Genomic DNA, 22,409 nt, shown 5'->3' with positions numbered 1-22,409 from the left:
GATTACCTCCCTAGGGGTGTATTGCTACCCCCCTAACGGGTGGTCGACTGGTATCGGTCCGACCGACCCGAACATCCGTCAACCATCATCTGAGGAAGGCTCAAACATGATCATTCTGGGCATCGTTCTGCTAGTCGCGGGATTTCTATTCAAGATCTCTATCCTGTGGACCCTTGGGATCCTGTTGCTCGTCGTGGGTGCAATCCTGGCAATCCTGGGCAGCACCGGACGCGCCATCGGCGGCCGTCGGCACTACTTCTGAACTACCGGACACTCGTCCACGCGACATCCCGAAGTTGTGCCACAGATCACAAAATCACGTTTGCGCGATCGCCGGACGGGTTATTAGACCTATGTCAGAAAAAGGAGCCTGTGATGCCCACTTGGGAATGGATCTTGATCGCGGCCGTCGCCGTCGTGGTGGTTGTCGCGACGATTGTCGCAATAAGCATGGTCAGCTTTCGCATAAGAACGAAGCGGCTCAAACAGCACTACGGCGGTGAGTACGAGCGCCTGGTATCCGAGACCGGAAGCGAGAAAGGCGCCGTGCGGGAACTCACTACGCGAGAACGCAAGCGAGGCAAGCTCGACATCGTTCCGTTGACGCCATCGGCACTCTCGGATTTCACCGCCCGCTGGCAAGAGGTACAGGCCGGGTTCGTGGACAACCCAGCGACCGCCGTCGGCGTCGCCGACCGTTTGGTGACTGAGGTGATGCGCCAACGAGGTTATCCCGTCGACGATTTCGATCAGCGGGCCGCGGACATCTCGGTAGACCACCCGCAGATAGTCGAGAACTATCGAGCCGCCCACGACATCAGCACCTCGCAGCAGCACGCCAACACCGAGCAGCAGCGGGAGGCGTTCGTGCACTACCGGGCCCTGTTCGAGAAGTTGCTCGAGGCCCCGACCGAAAAGACCGACAAGACAAAGACGGACAAGACAAAGACCGACAAGACCGAAGCAAAGGAGCAGGCGCATGACCACGCATGAACAAGAAGCAATGACCGAGTCCCCTGATGAGCCCGTGATCCCTAGCTCGGAAGCGCCGCGGGTGACGGACGAGAGCACGGCCGTTTCGCCCGAGCCGGCGCCCGCTGCCGAGACAGCAGCTCGCAGTGCCGACACCGCTGCCGACGCCGACGTCGCTGCACCTGCTGCCGAGGCCCCCGAGCCGGAGCCGCCGAGCGCGAAACACGAATTGTCAACCGACGAAGAGCTTTTTGCCGGCGACGATCTCGCGGAGCTGCGTGCGCGGTGGGCCGGTGTTCAGGCGGCCTTCGTCGATGATCCCAAAGACTGCGTCCACAAGGCGGACGTCCTGGTTTCCGATCTCGTCGAGCGGCTCACGACCGGATTTGCTCAGGCGCGGTCGCATCTGGAAGAGCAATGGTCTCGTGGCGAGGAGGCATCGACCGAAGACCTACGCCTGGCTCTGATGCACTACCGCGAATTCTTTGAGCGCTTGCTTGCCGTTTAGATCAGTTGCACTGCAACAGGTCGCGGCAATCAACGCCATACGAGCCGCATGCTTTCGCCGGCCAGCCAGGTGTTGAGGTCGTAGTCGTTGCGGGCCAGGCCGTCGACGGCGTGCACCGCGCGCCGCACGGCTTGCTCGGCGACCTCCGGAGCCAGCAGGCCGTACCGAACCGCGTCGAGCAGCTCGTCGACGTCGGCTAAATCCACGCCGGCGTTGGTCCGAACCTCGAGGTCTAGGTAATGGTCCTCGGAACGCCACACGGCCGGTCCGGGGGTGTATTCGCCGACGTCGAGGTAGTAGTCGTGGTCGCGTTCGTGGCCTGGATTGAAGTGAAAGACCGTCGCCCGCAAACCCAGCGACGGCAGCAACCATGACTCGAGGTAGTGGAACTGAGTACGGCCGGGCGTCGGGCGGGCCAGGTAGAGGCCCCACGGACGCACGGTGTAGTCATCCACTGCCCGCACGATGCCTTTCGGATCGGTGTTCGTGCGGGCGTTGAGGTCGAAGGTCTCGTGCTTGGGTGGATGGATGACGTCACCTGACCGGATTCAGCGGCGGAGCCGGATCTTCCAGCGCACGAAGCCGGTATAGAACACGGCCAGCGCGGCCAACATGCCCATGTCGAACAGCCAGATTTTCCGCGTGTGCTCCCAGAACCGGTCTTGGGGGAGCAACGAAGCCGGTACCAGGTGCCGTACGTCGACCGTCGACGACGCGGCGGCGTAGCCCCAGCGCGCGGGCATCAACCAGGACAGCTGGTCGAGCCCGAGTCGGCCGGTGACCGGGACCATCCCGCCGCACAGCACAAGCTGAGCCATGACCGCCACCACGAACAGCGGCATGATCTGCTCGCTGGATCGAACCAACGACGAGATGGCCAGGCCGAGGATCGCCGAGGCAACACACGTCGCGGCGACGGCCGTGAACAGCTCGACTGTGCCGTTGCCGAGCAACACGGCTCCTCGAGTGGGCGCGCCCTTACCGATCACCACGATCGCGGTGGTGATCGCCGACTGCAGGATCGCGAATCCGCAAAACACCGCGGTCTTGGCGAGCAGATAGGCCGTCGTCGACAGACCTACCGCTTGTTCGCGTTGGAAGACGGCGCGCTCTCCGACCAGGTCGCGGATCGTCAGCGCCGTGCCCATGAACGCGGCGGCCGGCAGCAACAGGGCCAAGATCTGTGCGGATTCGTCGGGCGTGCCCGCGTGCGGCCCGGGTAGGTGGAATCCGCTCGTGCCCGGAACGGTCAGCGACAGCGCACCCAGGATGAACGGCAGCAATGCCAAAAAAACGAAGTAGGCCCGGTCGGCGACGACCAGGCGGACCTGTCGGCGCGCGATCGTCGAGATTTGGCGCCGCAGGCTGGTGTGAACTGGTTTACCAAGGTCGGCGGGCTGGTCCGGCTGTGCGGGCGGCTGCGGTTGGTCTCGCTCGAGGAAGCGCCGGTTGGCCGCCTCTGGATCGGCGCCGACCTGGCCGAAGATTTTGGCCCAGTTGGTGGTGCCCATCGCCTCACCGATCTGGTCAGGCGGGCCGGAGTAGGCGGTCTTGCCGCCCGGGGCCACCAACAGCAGCTGATCGCAGGTGTCCAGGTAGGACAGCATGTGGGTCACCACAATCACCACCCGGCCCGCGTCGGCCAGTTGCCGGAGCATCATCATGACCTGGTGGTCCAACGCCGGATCCAGCCCCGACGTCGGCTCGTCAAGGATCAACAAGGACGGCCCGGTGAGCAGCTCGAGTGCCACCGACGCCCGCTTACGCTGACCGCCGGACAGCTTGTCGACCCGCGTGTCGGCGTGCTTGGTCAGGTCGAGTTCCTCGAGCACCTGGGCGACGACCTTGGCGCGGTCGGTTTTCGTAGTGTCGGGCGGCAGCCGCAGCTCAGCGGCGTAGCCCAGCGCCTGGTTCACCGTCAGCTGGCGGTGCACGACGTCGTCTTGGGGGACCATGCCGATCCTGCTGCGCAGCGACGCGTATTCGGCGTGGACGTCGTGGCCCTCGAAGGTGACCGAGCCGGAGCTCGGCGTGGTGTAGCCGGCGATCAGCCTGGCCAGCGTGCTCTTGCCGGCACCTGACCCGCCGATCACGGCGGTCAGCGTTCCGGGACGCGCGGTCAGCGAGATGTTGTCCAGCAATTGCTTGCCGTTGTCGACGACGTACTTGACGCCGCGTACCTCCAGACCGCCGGTGCGCATCGCGGCTTCGGTTTCGCTGCGGCGAACCAACATGCCACCGCTGACGACCAGGTCGACGTTCCCGATGGTGACGACGTCGCCCTCGCTCAAGATCGCGGAACCGACCCGGGTGCCGTTGACGAACGTCCCGTTGATGCTGCGATCCTGGATCTCGGTGCCCAGCGGCGTGAGTACCAACGTCGCGTGGTGGCGTGAGGCCAGTACGTCGGGTATCACGATGTCGTTGTCGCCGGCACGACCGATCGTCACCGAACCGGCGAGTTTCGCTGGCGCCACTGATCGCTGCGAGATGAACTTCACAAACCGTGTCGCCAGATTCGAAACGTCGCCGGACCGTGCGCCGACGACGGTCATCTCGGCGGGTGCCACCACTTCCCGCGGTGGCGCCGAACCGGCGTTGACCACCGTTACCTCGGCGGCCGGCGGAGCCGGCGGTCGCCGAGGTACATGCACGTCGGTCGGATGGTCGAGCGCCGGCTGTTGTGGCGGGTTGCGCGAGTACGTGGCCCGAGGCTGTCGCGGCGCAGGCGGTGGCGCGGACCTGGGCCCGCCGCGTCGCGAGCCGCCGACGGGGCCTGGTGGCTGTGCACGCGGTTGGCCGGGCGGGGGAGGCGTCGACCACGAGACGGTCGACGGCTCAGTGTCCCGCCGCGACCCCGGCGGCCGACCTGCCCTTCCGTGCTGCTGTCCGAGTTCGAAGCTCAGCTGCGGTCCGCCGGCATTGCCGATGTTGATGCTCTGGCCGTCATGAATGTCGATTACCGGCCTGCGGTAGCCGTTGACGAAGGTGCCGTTCACCGAGCCGTTGTCGATGGCCAGCCACTTTCCTTGTTCGAAACGCAGGATCAGGTGTTCGCGGGAAATCCGCGAATCGACGATACGGATGTCGGCATCCGCGTCACGTCCGATCACCACGTCATGGCCTGCGGTGAAGGTATGTTGCGACCCGTCGTGCCAGATGGTCAGCATGGGCGGGGATGGTCGACTCACCACTTCAGTATCGGCTGTCGCGTGGGCGAGCTTCCACGCGACGCACCTGTGACTTCGCTATGTTTCGTGATGGTCGGCTCTGTGAGCCGGCTTTGAGCAGGCCAGACGGCGATACCGCTGCCCGAAGTCATGATTCATAGCCGCCTCATAAGCGGCACCAATCCGGGCAACCGCATCGGCGGGCATAGTGCGAAGGGTGAGTAAACTGCCGCCACGTGCGCCCGGACCGGCATGGGCCGCCACGCCGCCGGTGGTTGACCGCTTGAAAGCGTCTGGCGTGCAAACCTTTTTGCGGGGCCATTGACCGTATCGATGCCGCCCATGGAGCAACCGGGTCCGCGCGGTGACGCGCGCAGAGAGTTTGGAGAGACGAGGGGGTGACGGTAAATGGATGAGGAGACGAACAACAGCACGGAGCGCTGGGATGTCGCAAGGCGACCGGTGAATGCCCAACAGCGTGCTCGCAACATGCTGCGGCGCGGCTATCAATCGCTTCCGCATCTGGCTGTCACCGAACTTCTCCACCGGGTGCCGCTGATCAGATCGATACCGAATCGCGGCGAAGCCGCGGGCGGCCAACAGGGCGAAGCCAGCATCGCGTCCAGCGGCATCGGGAACCGTACCGCCTTCGCCGGCTACTCCATCTTGCGCCCGCTGGGCTCCGGCGGGATGGCCGACGTCTATCTCGCCAAGCACCCGCGCCTACCGCGTCGCGATGCGCTGAAAGTCCTTGCGAAGGAGATGACAGTCGACGGCGAATTTCGTGAGCGATTCAATCGGGAAGCGGATTTGGCGGCCACGCTATTCCACCCGCATATCGTCGCGGTGCACGACCGGGGCGAGTTCGAAGGCCAACTCTGGATCGCGATGGACTACGTCGAGGGCACCGACGCAGCCCGACTGGTGAAAGAGCGTTACCGCAACGGCATGTCAGAACGCGACGTCGGCGAGATCATCGCGGCTGTCGCGGGTGCACTCGACTACGCGCATGTGCGAGGGATGCTGCACCGCGACGTGAAACCCGCCAACATCTTGCTGACCCATCCCGAGGACGACGAACGACGGGTTCTGTTGGCGGACTTCGGAGTTGCCCGTCAACTCGCCGATATCAGCGGAATCACCGAGACGAATGTCGCGGTGGGAACGGTTGCCTACGCCGCCCCGGAACAGTTGATCGGGTCGAACATCGACGGGCGGGCCGACCAGTACGCGCTGGCCGCCAGCGCATTTCACTTGCTGACCGGTGTGCCGCCGTATCGGCATGCCAACCCGGTCGCCGTGATCGGCCAGCATCTGCACGCGGCTCCGCCCAGGCTCAGCGATCATCGCCCGGATCTGGCACGCCTCGATGACGTGTTCTTCAAAGCCCTCGCGAAGGACCCGGCCGACAGGTTCGATCGGTGCCGCGATTTCGCAGCCGCATTCAATGGGAAGGTCTCCCGCCGCGGCGCCCTCAAGCGGCGCAGCGCCGCCTCGGTGAAGCGCGGTCGCAGATTCACGCTCAAGACCGGAATCGCCGTCGCGACCGCTCTCACGCTGGTCATTGCGCTGACCATCACCTGGGCCGTTTCCTTCTTCTCCTGGGACGATCAGCCGCAGTCGAACCCTGCGTCACCAGCTCGCTTCAATGCGACGTCCTCAGCATCCGCTGTGCTGCCCGGCTCAACTCCGGCCGCCGCAAAACCGGTGCTCGACGGCGCCTATCGGTTGGACTACGACCGCGCGAAGCAGACATCCAGCGGTGTGATCAACAACAACGGTGTGCAAACCAGTTGGTGGGCCTTCCTTTCCGCCTGCACGGCAACCGGGTGCGCCGCGACCGGGACCAAGTTGGACAACGCCAACCAACAAGCGGCGAAGACCACCGGCACCGGCAACACTGGCGTCCTGCATTTCGTCGACGGACACTGGCAGAGCGCTCCCCGGCAGGTGCAGACTCAGTGCCGCCAGGTACACGGAACGCAGACAGCGACACAGTCCGAAACCGTGGTTTGGTCGTTGACGCCGCAACCGGACGGCACGCTGCGCGGCGTGCAGACTCAGACCGTGCAGAGCAACGAGTGTGGCGGGCAAGGGGCGATGCTGCGGATTCCGGTCCTGGCGACACGGGTCGGTGACGTTCCCCCTGGTGTCGTCGTGGCCGATCCCGCGCAGGCTTCGGCGAACACGGCGGTGCCCGCCACGGCATCGTCTGCGCCGGTGCTCGGTGGCGTATGCAGCGACGTCGACAAGCTTTCCTACGACTCCGCGGCCAACACGCAGATCGTGTGTGAAGCCAATACCTGGGACAAGGCGCCTGCCACGACCGGCGTGCATTCCACCGGGACGTCGTGTGACGAGCCGAACGTCCCCGTCTTCGCGATGTCCAAGTCGGACGACGGGTACCTGATCCAATGCGATCCTGGGACCCTGGTGTGGACCCGTCAGCACGGATGACACCCTCGGTTTGTCGGTGGTCCGGCCTACCCTGGTGAGCATGGCTTTCGCGACCGAGCATCCGATTGTCGCTCACTCCGAATACCGCCCTGTCGAGGACATGGTGCGCGCCGGTGGGTACTTCGAGGTGGTCAGCCCGCATGACCCGGCCGGCGATCAGCCAGCGGCCATCGCCGAGCTGGAGCGGCGAATTCTGGCGGGGGAGCACGACGTGGTGCTGTTGGGTGCTACCGGCACCGGGAAGTCGGCAACTACCGCATGGCTGATCGAGCGGTTGCAGCGCCCGACTCTGGTGATGGCGCCCAACAAGACGCTAGCCGCGCAGTTGGCCAACGAGCTCCGAGAGATGTTGCCGCACAACGCTGTCGAGTACTTCGTCTCCTATTACGACTACTACCAGCCAGAGGCGTACATCGCGCAGACGGACACTTACATCGAAAAGGACAGCTCGATCAACGACGATGTGGAGCGGTTGCGGCATTCCGCGACGTCGTCGCTGTTGTCGCGCCGCGACGTCGTTGTCGTGGCTTCGGTGTCGTGCATCTACGGCCTGGGCACGCCGCAGTCCTACCTGGACCGTTCCGTCGAGCTGCAGGTGGGCAGCGAGGTGCCCCGCGACGGGCTGCTGCGGCTGCTGGTCGACGTGCAGTACGCCCGCAACGATCTGTCGTTCACTCGCGGCTCGTTTCGGGTGCGGGGCGACACCGTCGAGATCATTCCCTCTTACGAGGAATTGGCCGTCCGCATCGAATACTTCGGCGACGAGATCGAGGCGCTGTACTACCTGCACCCGCTGACCGGTGAGGTGATCCGCAAGGTCGACTCGCTGCGCATCTTCCCGGCCACCCACTACGTGGCCGGTCCCGAGCGGATGGCACACGCGATCTCCACCATCGAGGAAGAACTTGCCGAGCGGCTTGCCGAGCTGGAAGGCCAGGGCAAGCTACTGGAGGCGCAACGGCTGCGGATGCGCACCAACTACGACATCGAGATGATGCGCCAAGTCGGGTTCTGCTCCGGTATCGAGAACTACTCACGGCACATCGACGGCCGTGGGCCCGGCACGCCGCCGGCGACGCTGCTCGACTACTTCCCGGAGGACTTCCTACTGGTCATCGACGAGTCGCATGTCACCGTGCCGCAAATCGGCGGCATGTACGAGGGCGACATGTCGCGCAAGCGCAACCTGGTCGAATATGGATTCCGGTTACCGTCGGCATGCGATAACCGACCGCTGACCTGGGAAGAGTTCGCCGGCCGGATCGGGCAGACGGTCTACCTGTCGGCAACCCCGGGCCCCTATGAGCTCAGCCAATCCGGTGGGGAGTTCGTCGAGCAGGTGATCCGGCCCACCGGCCTGGTCGACCCGCAGGTCGTCGTCAAGCCCACCAAGGGTCAGATCGACGATCTGATCTCGGAGATCCGCAAACGCACCGAAGCCGACGAGCGCGTGCTGGTGACGACGCTGACCAAGAAAATGGCCGAAGACCTCACCGACTACCTGCTGGAAATGGGCATCCGGGTCCGCTACCTGCACTCTGAGGTCGATACGTTGCGCCGGGTCGAGCTGCTGCGCCAGCTGCGGCTCGGCGACTACGACGTCCTGGTCGGCATCAACCTGCTGCGGGAGGGGCTGGACCTGCCCGAAGTGTCGCTGGTCTCGATCCTCGACGCCGACAAGGAAGGCTTTCTGCGGTCGTCGCGCAGCCTGATCCAGACCATCGGCCGCGCCGCCCGCAACGTGTCCGGCGAAGTGCACATGTACGCCGACAGGATCACCGATTCGATGAAAGAGGCCATCGACGAGACCGACCGCCGGCGCGCCAAGCAGATCGCCTACAACGAGGCCCTCGGGATCGATCCGCAACCGCTGCGCAAGAAGATCGCGGACATTCTCGACCAGGTCTACCGCGAGGCCGAGGACACCGACGCGGTCGAAATCGGCGGATCCGGGCGCAATGTGTCGCGCGGCCGTCGGGCCCAGGGTGCGCCCGGCCGGGCGGTCAGCGCGGGTGTGTTCGAGGGCCGCGACACCGCCAGCATGCCGCGCGCCGAGTTGGCCGACCTGATCAAAGATCTCACCGAGCAGATGATGGCCGCGGCGCGGGACCTGCAATTCGAGCTGGCTGCCCGGTTCCGCGACGAGATCGCCGACTTGAAGAAAGAACTGCGCGGAATGGACGCCGCCGGTCTGAAGTGAGCTCATCCAATAGCACAGCATTGACCGGCAGTTGGCGCACGCTGCTCGGTCCGCGATTTCTGGGCACCTCGATGCTGCTCGCTGGCGGGGTCGCCCTGTATGCGATCAACGAGTTCCTGACGATCAGCCTGCTGCCGAACGCCATCGCCGACATCGGCGGTGAGCGTCTGTATGCATGGGTGACAACCCTGTACCTGGTCGGATCGGTGATCGCGGCCACCACGGTCAATGCGGCCGTGCTGCGACTCGGGGCGCGCTCGTCATATCTGTTGGGATTGGCTGCCTTTGGGATCGGCAGCGTGGTGTGCGCGGCGGCTCCCAACATGGAGGTGCTGCTAGCGGGCCGCACCTTGCAGGGGGCGGCGGGCGGGCTGTTGGCCGGGCTGGGCTACGCGGTGATCAGCTCCGCGCTGCCACAAGCGCTGTGGACCCGGGCTTCGGCGCTGGTATCGGCGATGTGGGGCGTCGCCACAGTGATCGGCCCGGCAGTCGGTGGCGTTTTTGCCCAGTTCGGGCTGTGGCGCTGGGCGTTCGGCGCGATGGCGATGCTGACCGCCGCGATGGCGGTGCTGGTTCCGCTGGTGCTCCCGGCCGGCCGCGGCAATCAGAGCGACGCTGCGCCGGTGCTGAAAATACCGGTGTGGTCGCTGCTGCTCTTGGGGGCTGCCGCGCTGGCGGTCAGCGTCGCGGAGGTCCCACACAACGGCGTCGCGGCCACCGGGTTGCTGGCGGCCAGCGTGCTCTTGGTCGCCGTGTTTGTGGTGGTTGATCGGCGGGTGTCGCTGGCGGTATTGCCTCCCAGCGCATTCGGTTCGGGTCCACTGAAGTGGATCTATCTGACGGAGGCGCTGCTGATGGCCGCGGCGATGGCCGACATGTATGTGCCGTTCTTTGGGCAACGCCTGGCGCATCTGAATCCGTTGGCGGCCGGCTTTTTGGGCGCGGCGCTGGCGGTCGGCTGGACTGTCAGCGAGGTCGTCAGTGCATCGCTGAGCAGCGGGCGCGTCATTGCCGCCGTGGTCGCTGCCGCACCGTTGATCATGGCCGCGGGCCTGGCGTTGGGCGCGGCTACCCAGGTCGATCACGCGTCGGCGGGCCTTGTGGCGCTGTGGGCACTGGCGCTGATGATCAGCGGGACGGGCATCGGGGCGTCCTGGCCGCACCTGTCGGCGTGGGCGATGCAATCGGTCAACGACGCGAACGAAGCTGGAACCGCTGCCGCGGCGATCAACACCGTGCAGCTGATCTCCGGAGCGTTCGGCGCTGGACTGGCCGGCGTCGTGGTCAACAGCGTCGGGGGCGGTGGGGCCATGGCCGCCCGTTGGCTGTTAGCAGTGTTCGCGGCGCTGGGCGCGGTAGGCGCGGTGGCCTCCAACCGGGCTACTCGGGGACAGCGCTGACCCGCAGTCGGCGACGCATCCGTCAGTCCGGGTCTTCCTCGGCCGGAACCACCGCGGACACGCCGTCGACGCTGGCGAGCACCTGTGCCGCGGTGATGACCTTGGACCCCGTCAGCGTCATCGTTAACCCGACCTGATCGCGTTCGTAGTCGTGCGGGTCCGCATCGAGTTCGGTGAGCTGCCACTTTCGCTGCCCGCAGACTTGCAGCAGCTGGCGCAACACACCCCGACCGCTTTCGTAGACGATGTGCAGCCGCACGGACCCCCGCAGCCGCGCATTGAGCTGTCGCTCCACCACGTTGAAGGCGAGTGCGCTGACGAAGTGCAACGCCACGACAGCGATGGCCAGCAACAGCAGGCCGGCGCCGGCCGCCATGCCGATCGCGGCCGATTCCCACACCGCTGCCGCAGTGGTAAGCCCATGCACCGCACCGCGTCGAGTGATGATGATCCCTGCGCCCAAAAAGCCGATGCCTGAGACGATTTGGGCGGCAACCCGGGACGGGTCCAGCTCAATGGTTTGTGCGGACAGAACGTCGCCGAACCCGTATTTACTGATCAACATGATCAATGCCGACGAGGTGCCGACAATGGTCTGAGTCCGCAATCCAGCGACCTTGCCCTGGATGGTGCGTTCCAGGCCGATGAGTGCGGTGAGCCCGAACGCGGCGAAAAGCTCGATGAGGTGTCGGCTGCCCTGCGCGGTGCCGCCCAACAGCGGGCCCGCAAGCCAGATCTGCATATTCGTCAAACCTAGTCGACCCACGAGGCATCGGCGACGGCCTCAGGATGCGATGCTGCGACCGCGCGGCTTCAGCGGGTCGACTTAACAACCTGGGTGCGATGGAATTGCCAACGCTCGACGATGCGAAACGCAACCAGGCTCGGCGTCACATACGCGGGCGCGCGTCTTAGCACCCGCCCCGGCGGCAGCGAATTCCCGCTTTGGTGATCCGGCAGTGTCGTGTCATGACTGGAAATCGTCCACAGCGTGGTGCATTTGTACAGCCGACCTGTCACCAGCCATACCGCCACGTGGCCGTCCCAGAGAGTGCCGCGCTCGGATCCGCGCCGACCACGGCCGATGTCGATCAATGGCCGGAAGGCCGCCGGACGAGCCGCAAGCAGCGCTCGGATCGGCCCGGGTAGCCAATCCACCGTGTTGTCGACCAACAGGCAATCCCCGGGTGCGGCATGGGTGCCGATGAGGTCAGCGACATCGCTGTAGTCCCAGCCTTCTTTGGCATAGCGCTGCCGTTGCGACAGAACATAATTCGGAAAACCCGCCACGGCCAGCAATACCAGGACCGCGGCGATCCAGCGTGGTTGACGCGCGACAGCGACGATGCAGACGGCCAGTATGAGCGCCATCGCAGGCGTGGTGAAGAACAGATATCGCGGGTAATAGAACGGATCGGTGATCGCCGAGTAAATGAGGCTGACGGCCGTGGGCACGACAATCCATGCCGCGCAGACGATCAGCAGTCGGCGGGTATCGCCATCCAGTTCCCAGCGGCCGGTCAATCGAAATGCGAGCGCGGCCAAGAGAATCATCGCCGTCAGGACCGAGAACGGCACGCTATTGTCGAAAAACTGGTGTTGCAGAACGTCGATCACGCTGTGCCAACTGAGCCGTGAGATCCAGGCGACCTGAAATCTCTGGCCATGCGCGAACACCATGAACGGCGTCATGATCGCGACCGCCGCCGCCGAGGTGGCGGCCCACCACAGCACGAGGGATTTTCGCCGTCCGAACACCGACATGACCACGGCGTAGGCCGGCACCAGCAACACCAGGTAAATGTTGAGCAGTACGGACAACAGCAGGGCAACCGCGTAGAGCAGCCACAGCCACCACCTGTTTCGGCGTATCGAGGTGACCAGCAGCAGGGTCAACCAGATGGCGGTGGCCGCCGTAAGGCCATAGGAGCGGCCTTCGACACCGGCCCAGGTCACGCGCGGCAGGATCGCGAAAACGACACCCGCGCAGACCGCGATGCTGCGTGACGAGAACTGCCTGCCGAACACCACAACGCCGGCGGCCGCGGCTCCAATCGCCAGGCAACTGGGGACCCGCGTCCAGAACTCAGTCGCCGGGAAGACCGCGAACCAGGCGTGCATCAGCAGGTAGAACAAGCCGTGCACCGCGTCGATGTGGCTCAGCAACCGCCACAGTTCAGGCAACGAACGGCTCGCCGAAGCGGAAATGGTCGCGCTCTCGTCGAACCACAGCGACGGCCGGCTCGCCCCGGCGCCGCCGATCACTGCGGCCAGCAACGCGACCGCAAGCGGGTCAAGCAGCCTGCCGCGGCGCTGCGGAGGCGAGTAGCTCGCGGCAACAGCCGTCTTGGGCTCGTCGATTATCGGCGTGATCATGATGTGTGTCACTGTAAGGGCTCCGTGGTGAATCTGATTACCCGTCCTGCCTGGTCATTATCCGGTCCGCTGAGCGGTACCAACGCCGGCGAACTGACCTGTCGCGGTCTAATTCAGGTAAATAGCCTGCGCGTCAAAGGATTTAAGCGTATTAGCTGCTCGTCGATTGGTCTTGCTGGCGGGATTGCCGCCCGGCAGCGCCTCGCGGCCGCTCGGTACGAGGCGGATCGCCGCTGCGTCCGCGTATCTCAAATCGGGCCATTGGATCAGGCAAAGGGATACTGTCTTGGGTTGGCGTAGCAACCAACACCTGGGAGGGTAAATGAGCGCCTATCGGACCGTGGTGGTAGGAACCGACGGCTCGGACTCGTCGCTGCGCGCGGTGGACCGGGCGGGCACCATCGCCGGGGCGAACGCCAAGCTGATCGTGGCGTCGGCGTACTTGCCCCAGGCTGACGATCCTCGCGCCGCCGACGCGTTGAGGGACGAAAGCTACAAGACGCACGGCGCCGCGCCGATCTACGCGATCCTGCAGGAGGCCAGGGAGCGGGCCCGCGCCGCCGGCGCCAAGAACGTCGAAGAACGCTCAATTGTCGGCGCCCCGGTTGACGCGCTGGTCGGGCTCGCAGAGGACGTCGGCGCCGATCTCCTCGTCGTCGGCAACGTCGGCCTGAGCACGATTGCCGGCCGGCTACTGGGATCGGTGCCCGCCAACGTCTCGCGCCGGGCCAAGGTCGACGTGCTGATCGTGCACACCACGACATAAGCGCTCGTCAGCCCGGTGGTCGATACCGCGAAATACGGGCCGTGGGCGCTCATCGCCGGGGGCTCGGAGGGTGTCGGCGCCGAATTCGCGCAGCTGCTCGCCGAAGCGGGTTTGAACCTGGTGCTGGTTGCCCGCAAGGCTGACCCGCTGCAGCAGACCGCCGATCGCTGCCGCCGAAACGGTGGCGAGGTCCGTACCGTGCAGGCCGACCTGAGCGACCCCGCCGCCTGCACTCGCATCGCGGCAGCGACCTCCGGGCTCGAAGTGGGCCTGTTGATCCTGGTGGCGGGCGCAAATACGCACAGTCATGAGTTCCTCGACGGTGATCTGGTCGAGTTTCGGCACGTCATCGATCTCAACCTCTCGACACCGTTAGCGCTGGTGCACCACTACGGACAGGCGATGCGCGCCAGGCGGCGAGGCGGCATCGTGTTGCTCGGGTCGCTCGCCGGCTACCTGGGGTCGGCGCGTCAGACCGTCTACGGCGGCGTCAAGGCGTTCACCAGGATTTTCGCCGAAGGACTCTGGTTGGAGCTGCGCGACCACGGAGTCGACGTGCTGGAGCTCGTCCTCGGGGTCACCAGGACACCGGCGATGGAACGGGCCGGCTTGAACTTCGATACCCCCGGGATCGTCGTGGCCGAGCCCGCCGACGTGGCACGTGAGGGGTTGGAGTGGTTGGGCCGCGGCCCGGTGCACGTCGTCAGCGGCAACGAGACGTCTGCGGCCTCGCGCAACGACCCTGACCGGGCTGGGGCCGTTCTCGCCGCTCATCGCACCATGCAGAGGCTTTTGCGCGCGGAGAGGAAGCGAGATGACGGTAGAGGAGCGACTCGCCGTGCTGGAACAACGGCTGCGCCGGGCTGAAGACGAGCTGGCCATCGCTCGCCTGATGGCGTCCTACGGACCGCTGGCAGACGCCGGAGAGGCCGATGCGGTCGCTGGGCTGTGGACAGAAGACGGCGAATACGACGTCGACGGCTGGCACATGCGCAGCCGGGCCGATATGGCCGAGATGGTGCGATCACCGGCCCACCAAGGGCTGATCGGCGGCGGTTCCGCCCATTTCCTGGGTCCGGTGCACATCGACGTCGCCGGCGACGAGGCGGTGGCGGTGTGCGAGTCGATTCTGGTTCGGCACAACGAGGACGGCAGCGGCTACGACGTCGCCGCGTTCGCCGACGCGATGAATCCGATGGGCCGGATCGGAGATCCATACCTCGATATCGCCCCGGTTGCGCTGTTCCTGGCCGGCGAGGGCTGCCGCTACCTCACCGGCAACACGCTGTTCGTCGACGGCGGCAGCCACATCAACGGGGTGGCCTGGACGCCCGATCTCGACGCCGCGCCGTAAGCGGCGCTCGCATCACGCGGTGGCGAGGTCGTGGCGGGCCAAGCGAAATGTTCGGGTCAGCCGCTCCGGGCGCGTCGTGAGCGTCACCTCCACCGCTCCGGAGGGCGTGATGACGTAGCGTTCCTCGACGTCCGGGCCGCCGTCGCGGCGTCGCACCGGTTGGCGCTGCAGGTCCCCGTCGTCGAGATCCGGATCGAACGGGAAGAAAACGGGATCATACGGCGTCACGTCGCCATCGGGGCGGCCGTCGCGCAGCCGACTGCACTCCACGAAGCGGAAGTGTCCGATGTTGTGCGCCGCGCGGTAAGTCCGGGTGACGATGAACGGAGGCTGGCCCGCGGCGGGCAACTGGGCGCCTTTGGGCACGATCGGATCGAAGCAGACATCCTCGCCGGCGAGCGCTTCGCGAAATACCCCGAAGTATCGTGAAAGACGTTCGGACAGAGCAAATCCCGCTTCTTTGTCGAGGAAGGCCGCCAAGCCGATCGCGGTCGCCGCGAACGGGTGCAGTGAGCGCTTGACGCGTTTCTCGTCGAACGCGGTGCGCAACATCCGGGCGACGAGCGGGAAGCCCCCGCCGCCTCCGACCACATAGATGCCCGCCACCTCGGACCAGTCGATGCCGTCGCCGTCCGGGTCGTGCAGCACGCGGGAGAGAACGCCAACCGTCTTCTCGATCAGTGGTGCGCAGACCGCGTAGACGTCATCGATTCCGCAGGAAAACGGCGGCGTGCCGACCGCGGACAGGTCCACCAGGAATCGGCGGGTGTTGGGCCCGACGGCCTCCTTGCGGACCGCGCATTCCTCCAGCAGCAGATCGCGCGCGTCCGCGTCCAGCTTGCGCAGCCGGGCGCCCTTACGAACGAGCTTGAGGATCGTCTCATCGAAGTCATCGCCGCCGAGGCGCTGGATGCCCTCGCTGACGACGACCTCGTTCAATCGCCCCGTCATCTTCAGCAGCGACGCGTCGAACGTTCCGCCACCGAGGTCGTAGATCAGCACGTATTCGCGCTTGGCGGTAATCGTCGAACGGTAGCGGTGGGCGTATTCGAAGCCGGCCGCGGACGGTTCGTTGAGCAGGGCGATCACCTCGAAGCCGGCCTGTGCGAAGGCGTCCAGCGTTAGGAAGCGCTGCGCGCTGGAGGCGTTGGCCGGCACACTGACCGCGGCTTCGACACGCTCGCCCGGCGCCATTTCGGCGTTCGAACGGGTCTGCAAGTCGCTCCTCAGCTGGGCAAGAAAGCCCACCAACAGGTCGGCCAGCGGATAGCGGCGCCCAGCCAGCTCCACCGTCGTTCTCGGCCCACCTTCGCTGAGCAAGCGTTTGAACGACCGCAGCACCGACCAGCCCGGGTCGCGACGGACGGCGGCGGCGTCCAACCCGAAGCGCAATTCGCCGGCGTCGTTGGCGGCGATGATCGACGGCCAGGTGTCGACCCCGTCAAATGACACGACGGGATAGTTACCCCGGTCGACGACCGCCGCGACCGTATGCGTTGTGCCGAAGTCGATTCCCACCCTCATCGCGCTGAGTTTAGGCGCCGCTGAACGGATTTCGCGGCGCTTTCGCTCAGCAGCCGCGACCGCCGCTCAGACGCCAGGGTGCCCCGGCCCGTCAACCGGCCCGGGGCACCATCTCAGCTCGGGAATCGAGCCGTTACAGCCGCACTCGATCGGATCGAGATCCGTCAGCCGTCGCGGCACAGTCGGGTCAATCTCAGCAGGCCCTCAGCGCGTCACCAACCCCGCTCGCGCCAGTCCGCAAGGTTGGGGCGCTCGGCGCCCAAGGTGGTGTCGTCACCGTGACCGGGATAGACGACGGTGGAGTCACCATAGACGTCAAACACCCGGGTGGTGACGTCCTCGAGCAGCTGAGTGAAGTCCCCGGGCTGCCACGTCTTGCCGACGCCGCCCGGGAACAGGCAGTCACCGGTGAAGAGCTGGGTGACTCCGCCGGTGGCGGGACCATCGAGAGCCAGCGCGACCGAACCGGGCGTGTGCCCGCGCAAATGGATCACGTGGAACGTCAGCTCGCCGATTTGCACGGTGTCACCGCCCGCCAGCAGGCGGTCCGGCTTGACCGGCAGCGGGTCGGCGTCGATCTCGTGTGCGGCGGTCGGCGCGCCGGTGGCCTGAGCCAACGCTTCCAGCGCCTGCCAGTGGTCGAAATGCTGGTGGCTGGTCACGATCAGGGACACCTTCGGGGCGTGCCCGCGCACCAGATCGATGAGAACGTCGGGGTCGTTGGCGGCGTCGATCAGCAGCGTTTCCCCGGTCGCGGAACACGTCACCAGGTAGGCGTTGTTGTCCATGGGGCCGACTGACGCTTTCACGATCGATACGCCCGGAAGGGTGCGTTTTGCGGCGGTACCGGGTTCGACGTGCCCGGTGTAGTTGTCGTCCAAGACGGTCATACGAGTCACGGTACTGGCCGAGAGCGGGTTGTCGGTATGGGCACATAGCATGGGGATGACGTGTGTGATGCGCCGTCCGTCATGACCGCACAATGACCCGGAAGGGAGCCGGTGGCTGACCGCCTGATCGTCAAGGGTGCGCGTGAGCACAACCTGCGCAGCGTCGACCTCGACTTGCCGCGCGACGCGCTGATCGTCTTCACCGGGCTGTCCGGTTCAGGCAAGTCGTCGCTGGCGTTCGACACCATCTTCGCCGAGGGGCAGCGGCGCTACGTGGAATCGCTGTCGGCTTACGCGCGACAGTTTTTGGGGCAGATGGACAAGCCCGACGTCGACTTCATCGAGGGGCTGTCCCCGGCGGTGTCCATCGACCAGAAGTCGACGAACCGCAACCCGCGGTCGACGGTCGGGACGATCACCGAGGTGTACGACTACCTGCGACTGCTGTATGCGCGCGCGGGCACCCCGCACTGCCCGGTCTGTGGCGAGCGGATCGCCCGCCAGACGCCGCAGCAGATCGTCGATCAGGTGTTGGCGATGCCCGAAGGCACCCGATTCCAGGTGCTCGCCCCGGTGGTGCGGACCCGCAAGGGCGAGTTCGCCGACCTGTTCGAGAAACTCAACGCCCAGGGCTACAGCCGGGTGCGGGTCGACGGCGTGGTGCATTCGCTGACCGATCCGCCCAAGCTGAAAAAGCAGGAAAAGCACGACATCGAGGTGGTGGTGGACCGCCTGACGGTCAAACTCACCGCCAAGCAGCGGCTCACCGATTCGGTGGAAACCGCGCTGAACCTGGCCGACGGCATCGTGGTGCTGGAATTTGTCGACCATGAGCATGACGCGCACAACCGGGAGCAGCGGTTCTCCGAGAAGCTCGCCTGCCCCAACGGGCACGCGCTGGCGGTCGACGACCTTGAGCCGCGGTCGTTTTCGTTCAACTCGCCGTATGGCGCCTGCCCGGAGTGCGCCGGTCTGGGAATCCGCAAAGAGGTCGACCCTGACCTGGTGGTGCCCGACCCCGACCGCACCCTGGCGCAGGGGGCGGTGGCGCCGTGGTCGATGGGCCATACCTCGGAATACTTCACCCGGATGCTGGCCAGCCTCGGCGAGGCGATGGGCTTCGACGTCGACACGCCGTGGCGCAAGTTACCGGCCAAGGCACGCAAGGCGATTCTGGAGGGCTGCGACGAGCAGGTGCACGTCCGCTACCGCAACCGCTACGGACGCACCCGCTCTTACTACGCCGACTTCGAAGGTGTGCTGGCGTTCCTGCAACGCAAGATGGAACAGACCGAATCCGAGCTGATGAAGGAGCGCTACGAGGGCTTCATGCGCGATGTGCCGTGCCCGGTGTGCGACGGCACTCGGCTCAAGCCGGAAATCCTGGCCGTCACCCTGACCGCGGGGGAGCGTGGTGCGAAGTCCATCGCCGAGGTTTGCGAGCTGTCCATCTCGGACTGCGCGGAGTTCCTGAACGCGCTCACCCTGGGCTCACGCGAACAAGCCATCGCCGGCCAGGTGCTCAAGGAAATCCAGTCACGGCTGGGCTTTCTGCTCGACGTCGGGCTGGAGTACCTGTCGCTGTCCCGTGCGGCGGCCACGCTGTCCGGCGGTGAGGCGCAGCGTATCCGGCTGGCCACCCAGATCGGCTCCGGCTTGGTCGGCGTGCTCTACGTGCTCGACGAGCCGTCGATCGGCCTGCACCAGCGGGACAACCGCCGTCTGATCGAAACCCTCACCCGCTTAAGGGCTTTGGGGAACACGCTGATCGTCGTCGAGCACGATGAGGACACGATCGCGCACGCCGACTGGATCGTCGACATCGGCCCGGGAGCCGGCGAGCACGGTGGCCGCATCGTGCACAGCGGCACCTACAGCGAACTGTTGGCCAATAAAGACTCGATCACCGGCGCCTACCTGTCCGGCAAGGAAAGCATTGCCACCCCGGCGATTCGCCGCCCGATCGACAAGCGACGCCGGCTCACCGTCGTCGGCGCCCACGAGCACAACCTGCGCAACATCGATGTGTCTTTTCCGCTCGGTGTGCTGACGTCGGTGACCGGGGTGTCCGGCTCCGGCAAGTCGACGCTGGTCAATGACATCCTGGCCGCGGTGCTCGCGAACAGGCTCAACGGCGCCCGGCAGGTTCCGGGTCGGCATGTCCGCGTAACCGGGCTGGACCAGGTGGACAAACTGGTGCGCGTCGATCAGTCGCCGATCGGTCGCACGCCGCGATCGAATCCGGCCACCTACACCGGGGTCTTCGACAAGATCCGCACTCTTTTTGCCGCGACCACCGAAGCCAAGGTTCGCGGCTATCAACCGGGCCGGTTCTCGTTCAACGTCAAAGGCGGGCGCTGCGAGGCGTGCACGGGCGACGGCACCATCAAGATCGAGATGAACTTCCTGCCCGACGTGTACGTGCCGTGCGAGGTGTGTCACGGCGCCCGCTACAACCGGGAAACCCTTGAGGTGCACTACAAGGGCAAGACCATCTCCGAGGTGCTCGACATGTCGATCGAGGAGGCCGCGGAGTTCTTTCAGCCGATCACCGGCATCCACCGCTATCTGCAAACTCTGGTCGATGTCGGCCTGGGATATGTGCGGCTCGGTCAGCCGGCGCCCACGCTGTCGGGTGGTGAGGCGCAGCGCGTGAAGCTGGCGTCGGAGTTGCAGAAGCGCTCCACCGGACGCACCGTGTACATCCTCGACGAACCCACCACCGGTCTGCATTTCGACGACATCCGCAAGTTGTTGGACGTCATCAACGGCCTTGTCGACAAAGGCAATACGGTGATCGTCATCGAGCACAACCTGGACGTGATCAAGACGTCGGACTGGATCATCGACATGGGGCCGGAGGGCGGCGCCGAAGGGGGAACCATCGTCGCCGAGGGCACGCCGGAGGACATCGCGGCGGTACCGGAAAGCTATACCGGCAAGTTCCTCGCCGAAACACTCAGCGGCACCGGGGCATCGAGCAGCGCGCCTCGGCGCTCAAACCGGCGGCGCAAGGTCAGCGCCTAGCTCTCGTCGCGCATCGATTCGCGGATTTCGGCCAGCCGTTCGGCCGCCGCGCGCTGCCGCTCCTGGTATTGCTCCTCGACGTCACGGCCTTCGGGGCTCTCGGCATCCAATTCGGCTGCGCCGATTGATGTCTCGTAACGCGTGTCGATCTTCTCGCGGACCGAATCGAACGTCGGAACGCCCGAGCTCGTGTATCCCGGGTCGACGTCGGACTCCGCGGCGGAACTCGTCGGCTCATCGGGCATGGTTTCACGGTACCCGTGCCGGTCGGAGATACCGAACGCTCACCTGCCGACGGGCTCGGTGCGCGGCGCCGCCGCCGACATCGGCTGAGGCGACGCGGACGGCAGAGCGATCCATGGCACCTCAGGCGTGTCCAGCTGGCCGGCCAGCCAGGGCAGCGCCGTCGCGAAAGCCCTACTTGCGAAAGGCCAGTCGTGTTTGCCGGGCTGGGCGACGATCGCGCAGTCGATGCCGTTGGCGCGGCCCAGTCTGCACAGCCGCTCCGCGGCGGCGGTCTGGTCGTTCGGGTTGCCGATCGCGTCCCGACCGCCCAGGCCGATCGCGTCGGGGCCGGCCACCGCCATACTGCGATACCGCTTCGGCGCGCTGTCCGACGAAATGTCGAACCAGCCCGAGACGTCGTCGTATCGGCCGTGACTGGCGATGACCGTGGCCGGGTCGAACGCGTCCCACGCCTCGGCGCTGCCGCCGAACAGCCGGGCGATGGTTTGCGCCTTGGTACCGGCGTCCGGGCCCATGTTGCCGGCGATGTCGACGAATGCGCTGAACAGGTCTGGGTGCATGACCGTGAGATCCACCGCGCAGGTCCCACCCATCGACCAGCCGACGATGCCCCAATGCGACGGATCGGCGCTGACCCCAAAACGCGAGACCATATACGGCACGACGTCTTTGGTCAGGTGGTCGGCCGCGTGCCCACGGGTGCCGTTGACGCATTCGGTGTCGTTGTTGAAGGCTCCGCCGGAATCCACGAAGACGAACACCGGAGCGTTTCCGTCGTGTGCGGCAGCCAGCTCGTCGATCGTCGGCACCGCATTGCCGGCTCGCGCCCAATCGCCGGGCGTGTTGAACTCACCGCCGATCATCATCACCGTCGGCAGCTGTGGCGGCGGAGTGCTGGCAAACCACGCCGGCGGCAGGTAGACGAGTTCACCGCGATGCTTGAAGTGCGACCCGTCATCGGGGATCGCCACCGGCACCAGGCTGCCGTGTTGGCGCTGCGCGCCGCTGGCCGCCATCGCGTTGACGGTGGCCAGGTCCGTCTGGTCGGGCAGAGGTCCGGCGGTGAGCTGATTCAACGCGGTCTGCACGGTGGGGAAGTAGCCGACCCAGAGGTTGAGCACCAGTGCCGCGCTGAGTAGACACAGCGGCACGGCCAGCAGCGAGGCGCCGCGCCGCCACCAGGCTGCACTGCGCCAGCCCAGCATCACGATGGTTATCGCGGCGCCGCTGCAGGCGATCCACCACCACAGCAGGCGTGGTGCCGGGTCGTCGGCAAGACCGCCGGCGGTGATGTACCAGTGCGCCCAACCGGCCACCCCGGCGCCGACGGCCACCGCCGCCGGCAGCCACAGCAGCCGCCACCGGCGCGATCGCCACCCGACCGCCAGCAGCAGCACCGTCGCGGCGACGGCCTGGGCCATGCCGGGGATCCAGCCGTGCATCAATGAGGTGTGGTGCTCTGCCAACACCGGAAACGCGAGGTTCGTCGTTGAACCCATCACACGGTCCATTGTGGTCT

At 65.9% G+C, this 22,409-nt stretch carries 18 protein-coding genes; 10 read left to right on the top strand and 8 right to left on the bottom strand.

Annotation, left to right across the window (positions count from 1 at the left end; all coding sequences use genetic code 11):
* The first annotated feature begins 106 nt into the window (after positions 1-106).
* The 3 genes from VNW74_RS16815 (at position 107) to VNW74_RS16805 (ending at position 1,480) form a co-directional block, all read left to right on the top strand.
* On the top strand, positions 107-262 hold the full coding sequence (locus tag VNW74_RS16815) for a DUF6131 family protein (protein WP_325678765.1): 156 nt from the start codon (positions 107-109) through the stop codon (positions 260-262).
* A gap of 113 nt (positions 263-375) precedes the next feature.
* On the top strand, positions 376-993 hold the full coding sequence (locus VNW74_RS16810) for a hypothetical protein (RefSeq protein WP_325678763.1): 618 nt from the start codon (positions 376-378) through the stop codon (positions 991-993).
* On the top strand, positions 980-1,480 hold the full coding sequence (locus VNW74_RS16805; RefSeq protein WP_325678761.1) for a hypothetical protein: 501 nt from the start codon (positions 980-982) through the stop codon (positions 1,478-1,480). The genes VNW74_RS16810 and VNW74_RS16805 overlap by 14 nt, the downstream gene beginning before the upstream one ends.
* Positions 1,481-1,509: 29 nt before the next feature.
* On the opposite strand, the gene VNW74_RS16800 is transcribed toward VNW74_RS16805, so the two are convergent.
* Together VNW74_RS16800 and VNW74_RS16795 are read right to left on the bottom strand one after the other, a co-directional pair.
* The gene (locus tag VNW74_RS16800) at positions 1,510-1,944 is read right to left on the bottom strand and encodes a DUF402 domain-containing protein (RefSeq protein ID WP_325678759.1); all 435 of its coding nucleotides are present in this window, start codon (positions 1,942-1,944) and stop codon (positions 1,510-1,512) included.
* A gap of 84 nt (positions 1,945-2,028) precedes the next feature.
* Positions 2,029-4,671 carry an ATP-binding cassette domain-containing protein gene (locus tag VNW74_RS16795; protein WP_325678757.1) on the bottom strand — a complete coding sequence of 881 codons (2,643 nt, stop codon included), beginning with the start codon at positions 4,669-4,671 and terminating at the stop codon, positions 2,029-2,031.
* Positions 4,672-5,058: 387 nt separating this feature from the next.
* Here VNW74_RS16795 and VNW74_RS16790 point away from each other — a divergent pair, with 387 nt between their 5' ends.
* Genes VNW74_RS16790 through VNW74_RS16780 form a run of 3 tightly spaced genes read left to right on the top strand, consistent with a single transcriptional unit; the run spans position 5,059 to position 10,707 of the window.
* Entirely contained in the window at positions 5,059-7,107 is a 2,049-nt protein-coding gene (locus VNW74_RS16790) for a serine/threonine-protein kinase (protein ID WP_325678755.1), read from the top strand.
* A gap of 40 nt (positions 7,108-7,147) precedes the next feature.
* A complete protein-coding gene (gene uvrB, locus VNW74_RS16785) occupies positions 7,148-9,307 on the top strand; it encodes an excinuclease ABC subunit UvrB (protein ID WP_325678753.1) in 2,160 nt (719 codons plus the stop codon).
* Positions 9,304-10,707 carry an MFS transporter gene (locus VNW74_RS16780; RefSeq protein ID WP_325678751.1) on the top strand — a complete coding sequence of 468 codons (1,404 nt, stop codon included), beginning with the start codon at positions 9,304-9,306 and terminating at the stop codon, positions 10,705-10,707. Before uvrB ends, VNW74_RS16780 begins: the two co-directional genes overlap by 4 nt.
* Before the next feature lie 22 nt (positions 10,708-10,729).
* Here the strand turns inward: VNW74_RS16780 and VNW74_RS16775 are convergent, their stop codons facing one another.
* The gene (locus VNW74_RS16775; protein ID WP_325678749.1) at positions 10,730-11,449 is read right to left on the bottom strand and encodes an MgtC/SapB family protein; all 720 of its coding nucleotides are present in this window, start codon (positions 11,447-11,449) and stop codon (positions 10,730-10,732) included.
* 71 nt (positions 11,450-11,520) lie between these two features.
* Complete coding sequence (locus VNW74_RS16770; RefSeq protein WP_325678747.1) at positions 11,521-13,083, bottom strand: hypothetical protein; 1,563 nt, start codon at positions 13,081-13,083, stop codon at positions 11,521-11,523.
* Between the two features lie 322 nt (positions 13,084-13,405).
* Between VNW74_RS16770 and VNW74_RS16765 the strand changes: the two genes are divergently transcribed.
* The 3 genes from VNW74_RS16765 to VNW74_RS16755 are packed head-to-tail and all read left to right on the top strand — an operon-like array spanning position 13,406 to position 15,203.
* On the top strand, positions 13,406-13,849 hold the full coding sequence (locus tag VNW74_RS16765; RefSeq protein WP_325678745.1) for a universal stress protein: 444 nt from the start codon (positions 13,406-13,408) through the stop codon (positions 13,847-13,849).
* Positions 13,850-13,864: 15 nt separating this feature from the next.
* Positions 13,865-14,716, top strand: a complete 852-nt coding sequence (locus VNW74_RS16760; protein ID WP_325678743.1) for an SDR family NAD(P)-dependent oxidoreductase — start codon at positions 13,865-13,867, stop codon at positions 14,714-14,716.
* Positions 14,664-15,203 (top strand): SDR family oxidoreductase, encoded by a 540-nt coding sequence (locus VNW74_RS16755; protein ID WP_325678741.1) that lies wholly within the window; start codon positions 14,664-14,666, stop codon positions 15,201-15,203. Before VNW74_RS16760 ends, VNW74_RS16755 begins: the two co-directional genes overlap by 53 nt.
* 12 nt (positions 15,204-15,215) lie before the next feature.
* Here the strand turns inward: VNW74_RS16755 and VNW74_RS16750 are convergent, their stop codons facing one another.
* Together VNW74_RS16750 and VNW74_RS16745 are read right to left on the bottom strand one after the other, a co-directional pair.
* On the bottom strand, positions 15,216-16,727 hold the full coding sequence (locus VNW74_RS16750) for an Hsp70 family protein (protein WP_325678739.1): 1,512 nt from the start codon (positions 16,725-16,727) through the stop codon (positions 15,216-15,218).
* A 212-nt stretch (positions 16,728-16,939) separates the two neighbouring features.
* Positions 16,940-17,617, bottom strand: a complete 678-nt coding sequence (locus VNW74_RS16745) for an MBL fold metallo-hydrolase (RefSeq protein WP_325678737.1) — start codon at positions 17,615-17,617, stop codon at positions 16,940-16,942.
* A 111-nt stretch (positions 17,618-17,728) separates the two neighbouring features.
* Between VNW74_RS16745 and uvrA the strand changes: the two genes are divergently transcribed.
* Positions 17,729-20,644 (top strand): excinuclease ABC subunit UvrA, encoded by a 2,916-nt coding sequence (uvrA, locus tag VNW74_RS16740; RefSeq protein WP_325678735.1) that lies wholly within the window; start codon positions 17,729-17,731, stop codon positions 20,642-20,644.
* On the opposite strand, the gene VNW74_RS16735 is transcribed toward uvrA, so the two are convergent.
* Together VNW74_RS16735 and VNW74_RS16730 are read right to left on the bottom strand one after the other, a co-directional pair.
* Positions 20,641-20,889: a hypothetical protein gene (locus VNW74_RS16735; protein ID WP_325678733.1), complete on the bottom strand. Its 249-nt coding sequence runs from the start codon at positions 20,887-20,889 to the stop codon at positions 20,641-20,643. The genes uvrA and VNW74_RS16735 overlap by 4 nt on opposite strands.
* 39 nt (positions 20,890-20,928) lie before the next feature.
* The gene (locus VNW74_RS16730) at positions 20,929-22,401 is read right to left on the bottom strand and encodes an alpha/beta hydrolase (RefSeq protein ID WP_414686703.1); all 1,473 of its coding nucleotides are present in this window, start codon (positions 22,399-22,401) and stop codon (positions 20,929-20,931) included.
* Positions 22,402-22,409 lie beyond the last annotated feature (8 nt).

The organism is Mycobacterium sp., assembly GCF_035570115.1.
GTDB lineage: Bacteria > Actinomycetota > Actinomycetes > Mycobacteriales > Mycobacteriaceae > Mycobacterium.
This window is presented reverse-complemented; position numbering and strand designations above follow the sequence as displayed.

Excerpts from the sequence above, each read along its gene's own strand:
- VNW74_RS16815 (WP_325678765.1), top strand. The coding sequence starts at position 107 with ATGATCATTCTGGGCATCGTTCTGCTAGTCGCGGGATTTCTATTCAAG.
- VNW74_RS16810 (WP_325678763.1), top strand. The coding sequence starts at position 376 with ATGCCCACTTGGGAATGGATCTTGATCGCGGCCGTCGCCGTCGTGGTG.
- VNW74_RS16805 (WP_325678761.1), top strand. The coding sequence starts at position 980 with ATGACCACGCATGAACAAGAAGCAATGACCGAGTCCCCTGATGAGCCC.
- VNW74_RS16790 (WP_325678755.1), top strand. The coding sequence starts at position 5,059 with ATGGATGAGGAGACGAACAACAGCACGGAGCGCTGGGATGTCGCAAGG.
- uvrB (WP_325678753.1), top strand. The coding sequence starts at position 7,148 with ATGGCTTTCGCGACCGAGCATCCGATTGTCGCTCACTCCGAATACCGC.
- VNW74_RS16775 (WP_325678749.1), bottom strand. The coding sequence starts at position 11,449 with ATGCAGATCTGGCTTGCGGGCCCGCTGTTGGGCGGCACCGCGCAGGGC.
- VNW74_RS16770 (WP_325678747.1), bottom strand. The coding sequence starts at position 13,083 with ATGATCACGCCGATAATCGACGAGCCCAAGACGGCTGTTGCCGCGAGC.
- VNW74_RS16765 (WP_325678745.1), top strand. The coding sequence starts at position 13,406 with ATGAGCGCCTATCGGACCGTGGTGGTAGGAACCGACGGCTCGGACTCG.
- VNW74_RS16755 (WP_325678741.1), top strand. The coding sequence starts at position 14,664 with ATGACGGTAGAGGAGCGACTCGCCGTGCTGGAACAACGGCTGCGCCGG.
- VNW74_RS16750 (WP_325678739.1), bottom strand. The coding sequence starts at position 16,727 with ATGAGGGTGGGAATCGACTTCGGCACAACGCATACGGTCGCGGCGGTC.
- VNW74_RS16745 (WP_325678737.1), bottom strand. The coding sequence starts at position 17,617 with ATGACCGTCTTGGACGACAACTACACCGGGCACGTCGAACCCGGTACC.
- VNW74_RS16735 (WP_325678733.1), bottom strand. The coding sequence starts at position 20,889 with ATGCCCGATGAGCCGACGAGTTCCGCCGCGGAGTCCGACGTCGACCCG.
- VNW74_RS16730 (WP_414686703.1), bottom strand. The coding sequence starts at position 22,401 with ATGGACCGTGTGATGGGTTCAACGACGAACCTCGCGTTTCCGGTGTTG.